Annotated in this window: 12 protein-coding genes; 10 read left to right on the forward strand and 2 right to left on the reverse strand. The window is 37.6% G+C overall.

Annotated elements, in window-relative coordinates; all coding sequences use genetic code 11:
* Nucleotides 1-2 precede the first annotated feature (2 nt).
* Nucleotides 3-1,088, reverse strand: coding sequence for an alpha/beta hydrolase fold domain-containing protein (locus tag A6733_RS04570; RefSeq protein ID WP_092402871.1), 1,086 nt, complete (start codon nucleotides 1,086-1,088; stop codon nucleotides 3-5).
* Between the two features lie 40 nt (nucleotides 1,089-1,128).
* The gene (locus A6733_RS04575; RefSeq protein WP_092402873.1) at nucleotides 1,129-1,599 is read right to left on the reverse strand and encodes an RDD family protein; all 471 of its coding nucleotides are present in this window, start codon (nucleotides 1,597-1,599) and stop codon (nucleotides 1,129-1,131) included.
* Between the two features lie 124 nt (nucleotides 1,600-1,723).
* Here A6733_RS04575 and tsaE point away from each other — a divergent pair, with 124 nt between their 5' ends.
* The 10 genes from tsaE (at nucleotide 1,724) to A6733_RS04625 (ending at nucleotide 16,660) form a co-directional block, all read left to right on the forward strand.
* Nucleotides 1,724-2,191, forward strand: coding sequence for a tRNA (adenosine(37)-N6)-threonylcarbamoyltransferase complex ATPase subunit type 1 TsaE (gene tsaE / locus A6733_RS04580; RefSeq protein ID WP_175330584.1), 468 nt, complete (start codon nucleotides 1,724-1,726; stop codon nucleotides 2,189-2,191).
* A gap of 123 nt (nucleotides 2,192-2,314) precedes the next feature.
* Complete coding sequence (locus tag A6733_RS04585; protein ID WP_092411303.1) at nucleotides 2,315-3,820, forward strand: leucyl aminopeptidase; 1,506 nt, start codon at nucleotides 2,315-2,317, stop codon at nucleotides 3,818-3,820.
* A 4-nt stretch (nucleotides 3,821-3,824) separates the two neighbouring features.
* On the forward strand, nucleotides 3,825-4,274 hold the full coding sequence (locus tag A6733_RS09870) for a DNA polymerase III subunit chi (RefSeq protein ID WP_242641808.1): 450 nt from the start codon (nucleotides 3,825-3,827) through the stop codon (nucleotides 4,272-4,274).
* 285 nt (nucleotides 4,275-4,559) lie between these two features.
* The gene (locus A6733_RS04595; protein WP_092411301.1) at nucleotides 4,560-5,672 is read left to right on the forward strand and encodes a hypothetical protein; all 1,113 of its coding nucleotides are present in this window, start codon (nucleotides 4,560-4,562) and stop codon (nucleotides 5,670-5,672) included.
* 214 nt (nucleotides 5,673-5,886) lie between these two features.
* Entirely contained in the window at nucleotides 5,887-7,047 is a 1,161-nt protein-coding gene (locus A6733_RS04600) for a hypothetical protein (protein WP_092411300.1), read from the forward strand.
* A 177-nt stretch (nucleotides 7,048-7,224) separates the two neighbouring features.
* Entirely contained in the window at nucleotides 7,225-8,355 is a 1,131-nt protein-coding gene (locus A6733_RS04605) for a hypothetical protein (RefSeq protein ID WP_092411299.1), read from the forward strand.
* 236 nt (nucleotides 8,356-8,591) lie between these two features.
* Entirely contained in the window at nucleotides 8,592-9,851 is a 1,260-nt protein-coding gene (locus A6733_RS04610; RefSeq protein ID WP_092415098.1) for a hypothetical protein, read from the forward strand.
* Nucleotides 9,852-10,811: 960 nt separating this feature from the next.
* Nucleotides 10,812-11,096, forward strand: a complete 285-nt coding sequence (locus A6733_RS04615) for a hypothetical protein (protein WP_092402945.1) — start codon at nucleotides 10,812-10,814, stop codon at nucleotides 11,094-11,096.
* A 1,320-nt stretch (nucleotides 11,097-12,416) separates the two neighbouring features.
* Complete coding sequence (locus A6733_RS04620; protein ID WP_141663454.1) at nucleotides 12,417-13,724, forward strand: hypothetical protein; 1,308 nt, start codon at nucleotides 12,417-12,419, stop codon at nucleotides 13,722-13,724.
* 1,823 nt (nucleotides 13,725-15,547) lie between these two features.
* Nucleotides 15,548-16,660, forward strand: a complete 1,113-nt coding sequence (locus A6733_RS04625) for a hypothetical protein (protein WP_092415100.1) — start codon at nucleotides 15,548-15,550, stop codon at nucleotides 16,658-16,660.
* The last annotated feature ends 303 nt before the right edge of the window (nucleotides 16,661-16,963 follow it).

Below are 16,963 nucleotides of genomic sequence, written 5' to 3' on the forward strand. Positions count from 1 at the left end.
CTTTACAGCAAACATTGAACATCAACAAAGCCAGACATATCACTAAATGCCTGTTCAGAAATTGTCGACAAGGAATATAGATGGTGGAAATTGTGCGTCATGTTAGGATAAGTACGCAACCTAAGATTTTCACTAAAATGCGATGCACGATCAAACATATCTTGCATAGAAGAAACAAAGATATCGTCTTGGCCGATTTGAATCAGTATCGGTGGTAATTTAGACCATGATCTATCAACATCAAAGCTATCAGGAAAACCCATCAAGCGCATATATGAAGAAACGTGATCGGGCAGCAACCAATCACCCTTACGTTCGTTGCTGCCAAGAAAAAGATTATCACAAGATGTAGGAATAAAAGGACTCATAAGTACGGCACATGAAGGATGAGGTAGCGATCTTTTTTCTATGTTCAACAACAACGAAAGTGCCAACGACGCTCCCCAGGATTGTCCTATAACAATAATCTTCGAGGGAGAAATGCCCTGTTTTAGAAGATATTGATAGGACATAAGTGCATCATCGTACTGAGCCAAAAATTTGTGCTCTGGGGCTAATCGATATCGCGGTATAAAAACCCTAGCCCTTAGACAAGATAAAAGAACATGAGGAAAACATTTCTCCACTGTGGAAAAAAACAATCCACCACCGTGAAAATACAGCACAACCCTATCGTCCGAGGATACAATCCACTGAGAAGTCAAGTATTGAAAATTATCTTCAACACAAGTAAATGCAGATTGTGGAAACGGGCAAAAAGAGCAAGAATCCAAGAATTTCCTTGCATCATTAACCCTAGATCCATCAAGCTCAGATAGGTAGAGAAACGATCCAATCTGCCTACGACGAAATTGATTTAGAAATGATAGGCAGCGATTAGTGGGAGTAAGCCCCGATGAAAAAAAACGCCTCAAGTGAGGTAAAACTAGCAAATCAGAAACAGCTCTTAAACTATTCTTAGTATTCTGTAGAAAAGAAAATGATAGATGTAACATAAAGTAAAAGTCTCCTAAAAATGTACCTTCGGCCCTTCCCGTAGCGCAGAGACAATACCCAACCAACATCATCAAAATCGTTAAAAGCACCATACATACTATTAAAAAACAACATCATATAATCACTCCAAATCTAAGAATCACGATCAACAGAAATTAACATAGTCTTACACCAGCGATCATGTAAAAACAGTCTATCTTTGTCTACCAGAAACCAAATAAAATTTACTGGAAAAGTCATAAATACAATAAAATATCTCATCCAGAGTCTTTTCCAAGTTAGTTCGTCCCCGTTACGACAAACTAAACGAATGCGCCAAGATTTCATGGCCAAAGTTTGTCCGGATTTGTGCCAGCAGTAGGTATAGTAAAAACCAACAACAAATAAAAACACCAGCTGCAATGACAGCGAAGCCCAATCAGCAAGTGGTACAAGGTGCAAACTTCCATGGGTAGGAACAACACCAAACAAGTACTCTAGGACAGTAGAACAAATAGCTAGAGCTACTAACACTGAAGACAAAAACAATAGCTCATACAAAATTGACAAAAAACAACGCCCCACAGAAGCCCGAACCGCACTATGAGTAGAAGATTTCAGCATAACTTTTCTCTTCCCTCGCTACGAGGTAATAAATAATTGTAGAATAGCAGAAAATACCTATATCACACGGTCCGTAAGGACATTACTATTAGCAGGTACCATGTCAATAGTCACCGGAAAGTATATGCTCCCTGGGGTAGTGGCAACAAAACTATGGGGAGGAAAGCTAGCTACTGCGATAGCGAAGAACGAGTATTTTATCACAAGAGGAGCAACAATTTACTTAAGTGGTGATCTTGGAAGTGGTAAAACCACCCTTGTACAAGGATTACTCAGCAAATTAGGAGTTACTGGGGCAATTCAAAGCCCGACTTTCAACCTTATACACACATACTCTATACCTCCTATAGAAGCAACGCACGTTGATCTTTATCGTATAACCAACCCCATAGCCGCTGCCACACTAGACTTGGAACTTTACCACGAGCGTCCTATGTCCATTCTAGCTATTGAATGGGCAGAAAATGGACTTCCAGTAATACCAAAAGCAGATATCCAAATAAGCATGGATGAAAATAATCGTGGTAACGGGAGAGTTATCATACTATCTGTAATTAATAGTGCATTCAGTAGTGTCATTTCGGAAATGTAGGGACACATCATTTTTAAATATGCAGAATATTTTGATTGGCTATACTCCAGTATTTTAGTATAAAATCCGGGTACAGTTGAGCTTGACACGGAAAATTGAACTTTCTGACCTTGGGAGAAGAGTGTGGCGTTAGATTTTAAATATGTAGCTGACAAGGACATATCTGCTCTAGAAACATCTTGTGCAGTTTTCTTCTCATCATCCCTTGAGGAAGAATTTACTCACATAAATGCAAAATGGGCACACGTTGCTCATTCTGCTCAACGGGAATCGCGTTTTTCTCGTAAAGTGGGATCATCATTTCTGATCAACTTATGGGGGGAGGATACCAAGGTCAAAAATGTACTAATAGTACCTCTTGGAGAAAACAAGGAAGAACAAACTCATCATGATTATCATAAAGCGATAACTGAAGCATGGAAAAAACTTGCTGAGCTACGGATAGAGGATGCAGTATTTATCCTTCCCAGCGATGATTGTGTATGGATGGTTAGACAAATAGTTTTAGTTGGGGAACATGTACTGTACAACTACAATGATATGCGCTCTAAAATCAGCGATGATCATACATCTACTTTTAGTAAAGCCTGGTTGTTTGTTAGCAAACAAGGTCCTAAAACGGATTCCCTCGATGGGGTGCTTAAAGAATCCATGTCGATAGCAGCTGGTATAAGTCTTACAAAGGATTTAGGAAATGCCCCTGCTAATATCTGCACTCCCTACTATTTGTCATTACGCGCTAAAGCTCTCTCCTCTGAAATGGGAATGACCGCGAACACCATTTCCTTAGAACAAGCAAAGGAAATGGGTATGGGAGCGTTTGCTGCGGTATCTCAAGGATCTAAGGAACCAGCATGCCTGATCGAGATTAGCTATAAAAATTCCCCCAATAAGAATGACTCGCCTTATGTGTTAGTTGGTAAGGGTGTAACTTTTGATAGTGGTGGCATATCTATAAAACCATCTGCATGCATGGATGAAATGAAATTTGATATGTGTGGGGCAGCAGCAGTCCTTGGCGTCATGAAAGCAGTTGCTCTCTTGAAGTTGCCTATAAACGTTGTAGGAATCATACCAGCAACTGAAAATATGCCAGGTGGCTGTGCAACTAGGCCGGGTGATATAGTTAAAACTATGAGTGGGCAAACAGTTGAGATACTTAATACTGATGCTGAGGGAAGGCTTATTCTTTGCGATGCCCTAACGTATGTAGAAAGATTTAGCCCTAAGGTAGTTGTGGATATCGCCACCCTAACTGGAGCGTGTGTTGTTGCTCTGGGAAATGAGGCCGCGGCAATTTACACGCGTCCTGAAGATTATTCTATAAGAAATGATATAGTTTCTGCAGGAGAAAAAACATTGGATAGAGCATGGCCTATGCCTCTATGGGAAGAATATCAAGAGCAACTTAAGAGCAAATTTGCTGATTTCGCAAATATAGGAACACGGTGGGGCGGATCAGTAACTGCTGCATGTTTTCTGTCACGATTTACTAGAAACTACAAATGGGCTCATCTTGACATAGCTGGTGTGGCTTGGGTATCTGGACAAGGAACAGCAGAGGCTACAGGTAGACCTGTAGCTATGTTAAGTCAGTGGTTAATTTCACAAAGTAACGTTGTATCCTAGCGCTGTGATTTATCCTGAGGTTTTGTTTTGTTTTAACGCACCTAAGCGCATTTTTAGTGCGTGTCAGATCATCTGTGAGCATTACCAAAAAATGCCTGATAGAAGAACCCTCGTATTCTGTCCTAGCAAGTCTTTAGCAAACGATCTAGACAACCTTCTTTGGCGTTTTCAGAAAATGTCGTTTGTGCCACACTCAGTCTATGGTTCACCCGTGTCAGATTATACTAACGTATTAATAATACATCATCGAATTGACGTCTTTGAAGGTGGTACATTAGTCATAAGTATCATGGATCAATTACTAGAAAATTGGGAAAGAGCCACCAAGATAGTAGAGATAGTATCGATAGACAACAATAAAGAGAAGAGTTTAGCAAGACAGAGATTCTGTACATACCGTAAGCTATGCAAGAACTTTAATTCCATTGATCTTTCAAAGACAGACATGACATAAGGGTAATAACACATATTGTTACTTAGCATAATTTATAATGGAACTTAGACTATTAGTAGGAAGTATAAATTACTCTGCTAGTCGCTGTTTTTGCATCATTTTACATAGGCATTTATTTAAATGATAATGAAGATCGCTTGTATAAACTAGGAATGGATACCATTTGCGTGGTGTCGGTTAATGTTGTACAAAAACAATGTATATTAACATATGTTAGTTGGTGTCGTTATACTGCTGCCTCATGAGGGTTTCAACTCCGAGGTTTTACTTGAAAAGGACTGAGCCGTGAAGAAGAAGTTATCCATTGTAGCTGCCGTTGTTAGCACGCTGCTTGTTGCAGGGTGTTTTGATATCAATAATGAAGACGATCACAAAAAGACTGACAGTCTCTCTTTGAAACAGCTTATTGAGTATGGCTCCGCCACAAATACTGGGCCTGCGGGGTTATACATCAAAGACGATGGCACGTTAGTAGCAGTTGGGCCAGGGTCTGGTGGTACTAAATCGGGTGAAATTTTTGTAGCTGATCCAGGAAGCTCCGATCTTGTTGCTAAAATTGTAAAAACTACCGGGATACAGACTTACTTTGGTTTCCATTCTTTAACATATAGCCCAACAAGAGATTCTTTCTTTATCTGCTCAAATCCCAAAATAGCAAGTCCTGTATCCCTGCCTACCGTTGTGGAGTTTAAGGTTAACCAGGCTGGAGAGTACGCATGGACCTCAGTAATGAATCTTGGCACTCCCGGTATTCAGCCTAATCAAATATGTAAGTCACTAGCAGTTATAGAAAATAGGATCTTTGTTATAAACGCTTCTGCAATTGATGATAGATACCCGGCCATGTACTGGGCTGATCTACCAGACAAGGCCGCGCCATCAGCAAATATGAAAATGGCATTCCAATACAGTCAACTAGGACTTAAACGCTCTCAGTTGTTGAGATTCACCTTAATGGATATGGCTTTAGAAAAAGATATGCCTCTCAACATGTATAACTTCTACCTCCTAGACAGGGGAAGAAACTCTATAGATAAGGTGTCGTTAGTTTACAACACCACCTTAAATGTCATGGAATTAAGAGATGTTATCCCTATGGGATATGATCCTATTTCCATTAATGAGCCTTCTGCATTAGTTAACTTAAACAACAGTAAATTTTTAGTTGCAAATGGATTGAATCCATCATCTAAATCATTTATATATGAGCTACTGTATAGTCAAAACCCTGCCGTCCTTCCAAAACAATATCTACTTGCTGAATCTTATGCCCCCATTTACTCCATGATAATGGGAAAAAGCAGGGATAACAGTGGTCAATCTTTGTATGCAGCAATTCCATATAAAGAAACTACTTCAAACAAATTCTATGTATCGGAGTATACGTTTACTGGGTAGCTATTTACTAGGTCATACTGATTGCTCCTTAATTGGGGCAATCAGTTTGTTTTTGCTTTGTCTAGCGGGTCTTATCTCTTGATAGCCGTTTACCTCCGTGTGATATAACAAAAAAATAACATTGTCCTACAATAAGTGTTACCATCCAAAATGTGGAATATCAGTTATACCCCATCCACTATATGTGTACATCTTTAATAAAAAGGACTTGTTTATGATGAAAAAAACCTTTTTAGCTAATGCTCTAGTATTGCTTGGCTCTATTATCTCACCAACCTCCTTCGCTGGAGCTGTTTCTTCTAGCGATAACTTAGTTGGTTACATGAGTTTAGAAGATCCATTAGTAAGGCCCATAGGAATATCAGTAAAATCAGATGGCACTATGATAGTTACAGCTGCAGGGGATCTGTTCCAGGAAAGCGATTCTGGACAAATTTGGACAGCATCTCCTGGTTCAACAAAATTTTATAAAAACGTGATATCGCCTGAAACACACGAAATAAACATACTTACTTCTAGTGCATATAGTGAATCTCATGACTCTCTGTACGTTTGCTCAATCCCAGCTCCTGAACTTGCTACCAACATAGCTCCTGCAGTCATAGAATTTAAGAAAAACGAAGCTGGTGAATATGTATGGACCTCTGTCATGAATTTTCAGGAAGGTACTTTACAGTGCTGTAAGGGAATTTCTATCATTGGCAATACCTTGTTTGCTCTTAATCCATTGTACTCTAGCCCCAAAACCCCGGCCCTATATGCAGCAGATCTAGCTGAACCCGAAAGCTCACGCAAGCTCGCTGTAATTCAAACTTATGGGGACCTTGGTTTCTCTGATGATGATACGTGGGACCAAAGCCCATTATCCATGGCCATTTCTGACATAACAACCTCTAAATCTCCACAAAAAGATAGTAACTATCATCTGTATTTGCTTGATGTAACTCATTCCAAAATTGACTCTGTAGTTTTTGGCAAGGGTAAAAACGTGGATGATATGGATCGTATTAGCATTGAACAAATGCCATTTGATGGTGACACTATCAAGAGCCCAACGGCTCTGGCTTCTCTAGATAACAAGAATTTCTTCATATCAGGGTCGATTGACGTTAGCAGATACAATGCTGTAAATCATGAGTTGGCTACCATATATAAGCTCACTTACAGGGACAACAATCCAAGCCCCAAAATGTCTTTGCTTGGAGAGGAATACTCAACTATAGCTGAGATGATAATATCAAAAGACCGCTTTAATAAGGGAATAGGAAATTCCTTGTTCGCAACACTCGTTACTCAAGACAGTAAGGGTGTTTATAACGTTGCCGAATATAGAATAGACTCAAACGAAAAAACAAATCATGCCTCGTCCAAGTAGCTACTTATAGGTAGTTATAATTTAGTGAGCCCAACAACAAGTTGGGCTCTTTTGTATCTCATGCAAGTGAAAAATTGCAAACAGAAAATTATTTAGTTAACTTAACTTATTAAATGAAAGTTGTTATCCTTCCCAACTGTTAGGTAGCAATGATTAACATAATCTTGGGGCCCCAAAATGAAAAAGTCTCCTGCAATTATGAGAATGTACGCGATTTTTTTTTCTACTCTAGTATTATACGGGAATGCATTTGCTAAGGAGAAGCTAAGTAATAGACTAATTCATCCCGAATTACCTGTAGGAGAAATTACAATAGATGACCCCAAAGCCGTGCCGTGGGATTTATCTTTTTCCAAAGAGTCTGGCCGTATAACTATAACGGGATTAGGGGATATCTCTTTGGCAGAAAAAAATGGGCAGATATGGGAAGCACAACCTGAGGAGGGAAGCACAAGTAGAATTTCGATAGAATCCAGTGAAGGCCAAGGGTATCTGTCACTTGGTTCTCACGTATATGACGAGGCATCAGGCAGGTTGTTCGTTTGCTCAAACAAGATGGAAACTGACAAGAAATCCTCCTCTGAAGTAGCGCCGTCCGTAGTTTCATTTCAGCTTTCTCCTGATGGTTCTTTCGTATGGGCTGGATCGACAAAATTTACGGACAAACCTGGGCAAATATGCGGTGGATTAGCAATTGTAAAGGGAGTTCTTTTTGCAATAAATAAATACGCCACAGACACGACATACCCTGCAGTATACGCAACAGACATAGGCAATACTAGCAAATTACCAGAAACCATGCCAGTAGTACAAACTTACGGTGATATAGGTTATACCTCTGAACAAACAATAAAAAAATATGACCTAATTACAAGCGTTAGAGGAAAAAATCATCAATCAGAAGATTCGTGGTCTGTTTACTTACTTGACTCTGCTCGTTTAAATATCATGGAGGTGTCTTTTAAGAAAGATGAAAAATCAGGTGTCATTGAGAGATCAGGTGAAATTACTGAGTTACTCTTACCTAAAGACATGAGCCTTCCCATTACCTTTTACAATTATGATGATAGTAATTTCTTTGTAGCTGCAGAAATCATAAATATCTACCTGATAAGATATAGCCCTGAGGGAGAGGCAACGATTATCTGGACAGCTAGCTCACCATCTCTAATAACAGGTATAACGGTGGGATCAGAAAAATCAAGTGAAGGAGAAGAACCTGTGCGTACGGTATACACTACTTCTCCTGTACTAGTTAAGGACAAATATGTGATAAGCAAGTTCTCATTCCCGACTATAGATCTGTAGGAGTTACTTTCCGTATTCTGCACCTAATGAATGGATATCATTTTTAGCGGTAAGGTAATCTAACATGGAATGCGATATTCATATATGATAGGCATTTACCATGGTTATATACCCTCTTTACCAAGAGAAAGTAGCGCGTGACTATAGGATCCGCCTAAAAACTGATGTTAAGGGCAGTCGTAGACCTCGCAAAATTACAGCAAGGTACTTTAGAGGTGCAAACAAAGGATACATGTATGAAAAAAACTCTTTCGATAACAGGTACTATCCTGAGTGCTTTAAGTGCCATTATCATTTCTGGGTGTCTTAATAGCTCTGATACAGAAGGATTGAGAAGCTCATCCTCTATTTCTACTGGCGGCAATAACAACAACGCTGGCAATAACAATAACGCTGGCAATAATAATAACGCTGGCAATAACAATAACGCTGGCAATAATAACTCTGGAAATAACAACAATAATGGTGGTATCGTTGCCCCTACCAGTAAAAAGGGATTAATTGGCTCTTTAGTTGTTCCTGATCCATCTGTTGTGCCTCAGGATATTATTTTCGAACAAGCATCAGATTCACTTATATTATCTGGTTCTGGAGACCCAACTCTAGAAAGAGGACAAGTATGGGAATCTAAGGACGACGGTACGAACACCTTTAGCAACGTTCCTCTAACAATCACTGCTGCTCAAACGTTCCTTAGAGGCTATGGAATTGCATACGACATGGCTAATCAAAGACTTTTTGTGTGCTCTAACCCAGCCAATCGCATGAGCTCAGTCATACCTTCTGTTGTAGTATTTGATAGTGATTCTCAAGGTAATTTTGTATGGCATGCTGCCATAAATTTCGAATCCAAAGATCACGAATTTTGTGACAAGCTCTCTATAGTTCATAGATACCTATTTGTCACAAATAAATATGCTGATGACAGTACATATGCGGCTGTATACTCTTTGAATGTAGACGACCCTCTACCAGCAACTCTAGGTGTATCACTAAAATATAGTGATTTAGGTTATACACCAAATGATCAAATGACAAGTAAGGAGCTCTTAACAGGATCGCAGCCTAAGTCTGTACAGGAAAACGGTTGGGGTTTATTTTTCTTAAATTTAGATAAGAAGCAAATTGTGGGAGTTGATTTCTTAATACCACAAGTTGCAGGACCGCTAGTTCCAGATGTTGCAAATATAAAAACTATGAATCTGCCTACTGATATTAACTACCCAAGAGTATTCTTAAACTATAACGATTTTACTTTCTTCGTTGCAGGTAGCTCAGCAATACATTCCGTAGTTTACTCTGCACAAGGGGGGATAGCTTCCAACAAAATATTTGCAAACTTGACTGGATATCAGCAAAGTATTACTGGAATGACTTATGGCATTGACAGATTCCAACAAACCTCGCTCCCGGTTTTCTTCACTACTAGCGCTACTACCGTGTCGGGTGACCAATTTTTGGTGGACGAATTTGCCTTCGATCCAGCAGACTTCTAATCTGATCGACATTAGATATAACAAAAGGCTCAATTCTCGCATAGTTGAGCCTTTTTTTTGGCCCAATTTTGTGAAATAATAAATCGTCCTGTATATAAAAAAGAGGGCACACCAAAAAAACAGTAATTCTCAGCATATCTATATTTGCTAATTTTAAAAATTAGTAATTAAATAAAAATATTGCTATTTACCGTTTCTTCGTACGTGTCACACTCTGCATACAAAAAACCTTCGTACAATATCACTAAATCAATCAATACCCCCCCCCCCCTCAATATTGTAAGTAATTTACACCATACTAACTAAATATTTTAAAGTAAAAGTCGTATGAACATCAATAACGCCAAATACAATAGTTATTTTCAAGAAAATTGTGATCTCTGAAGAATAATTCTATAATCTGCTGTTACCTCTGAAATGACTCAGGAAAGATCATCAATTAGCACTTTCAAGAACAATCTCATTGCTTATGCCAACACCTGTCACGATAATAGGTAATTTTTGCTTGCAGTTTACTACTATCAGATGTGGAAGGTAGTTAATTCAAATTTACTGATAAAGCGAATACAACCTCTTTTTCTATATCAGAACTTACTTAAACTATGCAATACCTAGATAATACTTACATAAAAGCGGATACTAAGAAGAATGTACTGATAATTATTAGTGATGTCATTTCTAACATGGAAAATGTTTCATTGAACAATAAAACAAATGGTACTACGTCAAGCAACATGACAAAAATTGTAAAATAATTTATCAAAAAATTAGTAGAATGTATTTCTAGCTTTAACTATAGTAGAAACAACAAATGTTTTGTCGTAGTGAAGGTACTGCAAATAATATATCTTAATGTAGTAAATAACACCACCTGTATACTGGAAAGTACCACATTGCCATACACAACAACAAGAGAAACAACAACATCACTTCTATAAATAACATCAGATAACTATTTCAATGCAACAACAGTCGATAACAACAACAAACATAAGCAGTACAACAGCAGGAGATATAAAAGGCTATACTTCTGTAATTACTAACTTAACAATCATTGAACCCACTAATGTTAGTGGCAAAAAATCATGTGCATTTATTAAGGCAGCAGTAGCAGTAATATTATTTATTTTAGCTTTATCATATGCTGTGTCGAAACAAATTAAACAGCAAAGAGAAAGTAGATCATCAAATAATAAAAATGACAATAACTCAATTAGACTTGTTAATATAAACATCAATGATTAGTGAGTAATCATTGATTTCAATAGTGGACCTATAATATGCAAAACTACGCTCTCGTCTAATATTAGGAGAAGATTTTTCATAGCTACTACTCTAATTAGCAATACAGTAATAATTGTATGATTACACCCTATGTCGTATATATACATGTTAAGTTACTAGTATATGCACAAACATTATACTTGCTTTAAAAATTTACCGCACCATAATTAAAATTACAAAATAATAGATATACAGTTATAACTTATCATCAAATATATTACATTCTTGTACAATAGTCATAACTTAATGCATTATTATTAATTATAAGAATACTAGAACAAAATATTGTATCATCCATACAATTGGTAAGCCTTGAAATAAACTGCCGCATGCCTTGCCCTGATAATCCATTTCACACATACAATTACAAATATGTAAAACTTATAAAAATAAAGTGAAAATGAAGTTAGTATACGAACAGGCGAAAGAACAGGACAAAACAATTTTGTGCTAGCAGATGCTATACACCCTACAAATACTACCTTCCACTAAAAATAAATTTAATAACAATATGATATATATGGCTAAATAATATAATTATAGTTCCTAACATAAAAATAATGAATACTAGTACACTGCCAATCCTCCCTCTAGTACGTTGCCGATATGGCAGGACAGGTGTTACTGCATTCGCAATAATTATAATACCTGGACATCAGGGATTGCCTGTACTGTACTGTTTACGCAGTCCTAGGTGGAGGTATGGTCATGAATTTCTGGCGCAGCTGAGTACATCTTTGTTGTGCCAAAATATGTGAATGTACTTCGTTTTGTAGTTTGTTTTACTACACTACTTAAGTTATTTCTGAGGTTGTGAGGTTGTATGGGGTGACATGCTGTAGCATGTGGTAAATGTCTATGGTAATTTGCAATAGCTTTCTTCAGTTGCAATATGTACGTTACTTTGTTTGCAACATCTTGGCCATAAAACGCTTTATACAGGACATAGGTCCTGGTTCACGTTCCCAAAACAGGGTTTTGTAGCTGATAAAGTTTTTATAAGGAAGTAAAAAAGTGCACATTAGACCAAAATTAGAAGGTATGTTGCCTGAAAAAACCACCCAAAGAAGAAAAAGCAGCACCTTGAAAGGTTTGGCACATACCCAACAAAGATCCAACATAGTTCACCATACTTCAATACTACACGTAGCAGGTGGGACACTGCGCCGGTGTTCAATGGTATCTTATGCCTACACCATGGGATCCTTGTTTAATCTAATACATGTGGCACATGGATCAACGATTAACGTATCCACATACAATAGTTTCCTAACGAATGGAATGCCAATTGTTCGTGATATTTTGAGTAAGTGCGGTGATATTAGCAATGGAAATCCTTATGTAAGAGTACTGTTTTCAAAGATTCACAGAGCAACCAGAACTCTTGGGACTAAGGTTGGTAGGTATAAAAGCGGTAATGATGGAGTTGATCTCGGTGGATCAATGCTACAATTAAAGGACTCTGTACGTAAATGTTTCCAAAGCGGAAAACCATGCAGTACTCGGGCTCTGTCCGACGCTCTAGAATATGCTAATTCTGTAATGGAAATGCTAACCCAAACTACGTTTACAACTTCCGCACCGTGCTATAATGTCTTCCCTCCCAAAAGCTTTTCTCAAAAAGATCTGGGGGAATGTATAAATAAACTTTCGAGAATGCTTGTAGATAAATACAATTCTCCCGAGATGTCTTACAGCGTATCTATCATGGTAGGCAATGCCATAGAAGAGCTTGGAGGTACTAACTTATACGGAACAAATTTTGGCATTAATTTGGCTGGATCTATGGCAGAATTTAGGCATCTTTCATTAAAATGTGTGGAAAACAATAACTGCAATATAACACTAATAAATTCAACTCTTAGCTATATCAATGATTTGGTATGTAGTTTACCAACTACAACGTCAGTACCGACTACAACTGCCATCCCATGCACTCACGTGTTTCGTCCCGAAGATTTGTCATACGATCATGTAAGAAAATTTGTAGGTGAATTTTTAGGATCTCTTGTGCGTACACACGACTCCAGCGAAATGACTTCTAATATATCATCCATCATAGGTGATACTATAGAAAAACTTGGAGGCACCAACTGGTACGGAGAAAATTTTGGTATTAATTTGGTTGGATCAGTAGCAGACTTTAGGGGGCGAGCACTAGAATGTGCAAGAAATAGTAACTGCAACATGACATTGGTAAGCTCAACACTAAATCATATTAATTCTTTGATATGCAACCAACCAGCCACAACGGATACACCAACAACATCAGTTATCGATAATATAACTGCCATGTATGAAAATACATCATATTCTGATACTACGATAAACACTTTATCATCATTTGTCTCTGAAACTGCAAGCGCAAACTCTACCTACTCACTAACAACTGACAATCCGTATTTTATTGAAGAAGAAAATTGGATCACCAGCAATAATGGAATTTATACCTTAATACTATGCATATCTGCTATGATGTTTTTGGCAACATTGGTGCTTGCAATATCGAAATTAATTAACCGACGCAGAGGCAAATTAGATATTAAATCATCAACAGAAAACAACGCATCGCTAGAAACACAACTATAGGGAAAAAACGTTTTATTGTAGAGTTGCTACAACTGCTGCTATCTTTGTACATCTTGCTACTCACAAATTGAGAAGGAGCAAAATGTATTATTAGCTAAGGAATAAGGATACCACCCCGCCCTACTCCACTATCCTTTATTATTCTACGTAAATCGCAACATTGTATTTACATATATACAAGTTGCAATGTACAGCATTCTTTGTAAGAATAAATATTACTGCCCTGCAACTTAATACTAATTAGTGCACTTGCTATATTAAGTATATATGAAGTAGCATGCCAACTGCGCTTGCTTCTTTAATTGTAGACTTAGCTTTTGTTTATTGTTTTCATAGTTAGTATCATATATACAATGCCATAGTTTTAATACATGCGTAAAATACAGTGCATGGTATTGCTTAAGAAAGGTGGCACAGCAGCACAGTATCATGAAAGAAACACATATTTGTTGCTCCATTAGCGCTATTTTCGTGTATTAAAAATAAGTGAGTCTTCAGATGGTAGTAATGTCATGCAAACAACATTCTTACCGTTGCCGCATAACTTGCTTTCTATAAAAAAGAGAAATAGAATCAATTTCTCTTTGCTTTCCAGATGAAAATACGCATAGAGCACTATCTTTATAAAGGAGCAGTTATTTTCGTAACTACTGAGGACAATTCTGAACTTGAGAAAAGTAAGGTTTAAATGGCATCAATGATGGAGAACTAATTTGGTGCCCATATAATTTCAGGCGCCACAGCCACATATGTTAATTTTCCCGACCATGCTTATGAACAGGGATAATTCTATATTGTACGTATGCGTAAATCTAAAGCTCGAGCATAAAAACTTGAAATATGCATTTTAACACTTATTGTTAATGGCTATTAACAATATGATAATAAACATTAAGTCCAAGATTGTACAAACCCCAAATCAATTTGGCGTATGGATATTATCATCAATAACCAAGCAAATTATTGGCATGAAGTTCAGTGCTACCCCAAGATCATGTGAGTTGTACTCATCAAGATTTGGCAACCAGGGTGCCTTAAATGCTGTATACGGATGGTCACTCTTTCTTCACATTAAGTAATCGATATTAGGCGCACGATCTAATACCTTGTTCCTTTATGGGTTTTTCTGCTTACCTCCTCCTTCAAAAAATAAATATTCAAGCTACTAAATACGCTTCTAATCTAGATGCTTAATAGTATATATATATATGGGTACATGAGTAGCATGATAAGTTAGTAATTTGGTTTTTTTACAGATAATTTATCTCATCTACTTAATTATATTGGGCTTTTTATTCTTAGCCCAAAACAAAGTATAATGCAAATGATATTATAGCAGTACATACTGTCAAATGAGAGCAAGGAAATACCTATATGGAAAAAGCGTTGTATGTACGATTACTTTGACATATTTGTAAAAAATGTGCTGGGAGTATAATTTCTGCAGATACATGAACTATTGTAATTAATTATGTATATCTCATATGATAGTACGGTTATTTATGAAACCATAATATGCTCCGTATTATTGTACGCAGTAATGTAATCATATGAGAAAATCGTACTAACAGTAAGCTGTGAAAAAATAATGGGACAAAAAGTACCATATGTCGTATACATGTTTAACCATATATAAACTAATTTACGAGAGTGCACTTACTGATAATGCAATATAGGGATCTTTGAAACTGTCTCTCATACTTTGCTATGAGTCATAGGAGCATCATAGGAACCTTTTAGATATATGCATACATAGCAAAGACTGGATGTATTGAGTAGTTAAGACCATAGTTTTCATTTTTATCAAAAGGAACAGCTGTACTATGAGGAAAAATCTTTTACTGATAAGCGCGCTGCTGAGCTCCCTTGTATTGTGCTCTGGATGTTTTGATGAATCTAGCGACACCAGAGATATTGTTGTGCCTGCAACACCGCTGCCAAATCAAGGGGAAATAGGAATCGTTCCCATAAACTCCATATATGCGAACAAGCCTAGTGGGCTATTTTTTATTCCTGAAGAACAGGCTCTGCTAGTAACGGCAGAGGGAAATCCCTCCGCTACAGTAGGAGAAGTTTGGCTTGCACAAAAGCGTGACACCTCGTTTAGTATTCGTACTTTGCTAAATGCCCCCGCAGGCAAGTTTACGGGTAACACGTATGATGAAGCCAACAACCTCCTATATGTATGCTCTAATCCCAAAAACATACAGAAGGGTCAACCGATAGTGATGGTGTTTGATCGTCTAAAGAGCAATAGATTTTCTCTGGTTGGATCAATGACACTTAACCATAATCAAGTTGGTAAGACATGCGCTAACTTGGTCCTCATTAACGGCTATCTATTTGTGACTAATAGTACTCCAAAAACTCCGCAGGATATTTCCATTTTTTATGCTAATGTTTCCGGTGCTTTGCCTACTAAAATGGAACCACTCCAAACTTATAAAGATTTGGGATACACGGCAGCAATGATACAGCCGAGCCCACCTTTGTTAACCGACATTAAACCCAAGGTAGAACAAACTGCAGGCCAATTTGGTATGTGGTTGCTGTCGGATGGCACAAAAAAAATTATCGGGATAGAGTTCACTTTAAATGGTACCATAATGATCCGTGTCGGAAAGCCCAAATTAATGCAACCAGGTGGCTCTCCTAGTAGCAGAAAATTCCTACAGGCAATGGTCCCATATACTGACAAATTCTTTCTACTAATAGACAGAGACACGCTATATAAATCATATTTTGACGATAAGGGCGCGTTGATAAAAACGACTCGTATTGCCCCTCTTGCCAATAGCTCCCGTGCGATGGTTCTTGGTAAAGATCGTTTCGGCAAAACATCTCTACCAGTATTGTTCTACCTATCTGCACCCAGTGGATTAAAAATCTCTAATGTTGTTGAATTTGCTTTTGATCCAATGAATAATACGCAATAGTATGGCGCCAGTTAGCATGAAAACGTCCGGCAACTCGTGTGTGCTGGACGTTTTTTTGTGAGTACATATATCAGCATAATTCTTAACGTAAGGAGCCTATGTAGGCATAGATAACATAAATATAATTGACATGATATCCAATTTTGTAACATCTTTTAGATGGTTCTTCATACAAATATTACCTATTCTACTTGTAAAACCTTTTACGTTGACAAAGGTTACGGCACTACTAGAACTCGTTGATAGGCAAAATAAAATCGTTCAATAGAGACAATTAAAATTAATCCTATCAGTGCTATAGCA

This window comes from Candidatus Ichthyocystis sparus (assembly GCF_900078745.1).
Classification (GTDB): domain Bacteria; phylum Pseudomonadota; class Gammaproteobacteria; order Burkholderiales; family 2013Ark19i; genus Ichthyocystis; species Ichthyocystis sparus.

Bases quoted from the DNA above. Each gene is read 5' to 3' on its own strand.
- A6733_RS04570 (WP_092402871.1), bottom strand. From the start codon at position 1,088: ATGGTGCTTTTAACGATTTTGATGATGTTGGTTGGGTATTGTCTCTGC.
- A6733_RS04575 (WP_092402873.1), bottom strand. From the start codon at position 1,599: ATGCTGAAATCTTCTACTCATAGTGCGGTTCGGGCTTCTGTGGGGCGT.
- tsaE (WP_175330584.1), top strand. From the start codon at position 1,724: ATGCTCCCTGGGGTAGTGGCAACAAAACTATGGGGAGGAAAGCTAGCT.
- A6733_RS04600 (WP_092411300.1), top strand. From the start codon at position 5,887: ATGATGAAAAAAACCTTTTTAGCTAATGCTCTAGTATTGCTTGGCTCT.
- A6733_RS04605 (WP_092411299.1), top strand. From the start codon at position 7,225: ATGAAAAAGTCTCCTGCAATTATGAGAATGTACGCGATTTTTTTTTCT.
- A6733_RS04610 (WP_092415098.1), top strand. From the start codon at position 8,592: ATGAAAAAAACTCTTTCGATAACAGGTACTATCCTGAGTGCTTTAAGT.
- A6733_RS04615 (WP_092402945.1), top strand. From the start codon at position 10,812: ATGCAACAACAGTCGATAACAACAACAAACATAAGCAGTACAACAGCA.
- A6733_RS04620 (WP_141663454.1), top strand. From the start codon at position 12,417: ATGCCAATTGTTCGTGATATTTTGAGTAAGTGCGGTGATATTAGCAAT.
- A6733_RS04625 (WP_092415100.1), top strand. From the start codon at position 15,548: ATGAGGAAAAATCTTTTACTGATAAGCGCGCTGCTGAGCTCCCTTGTA.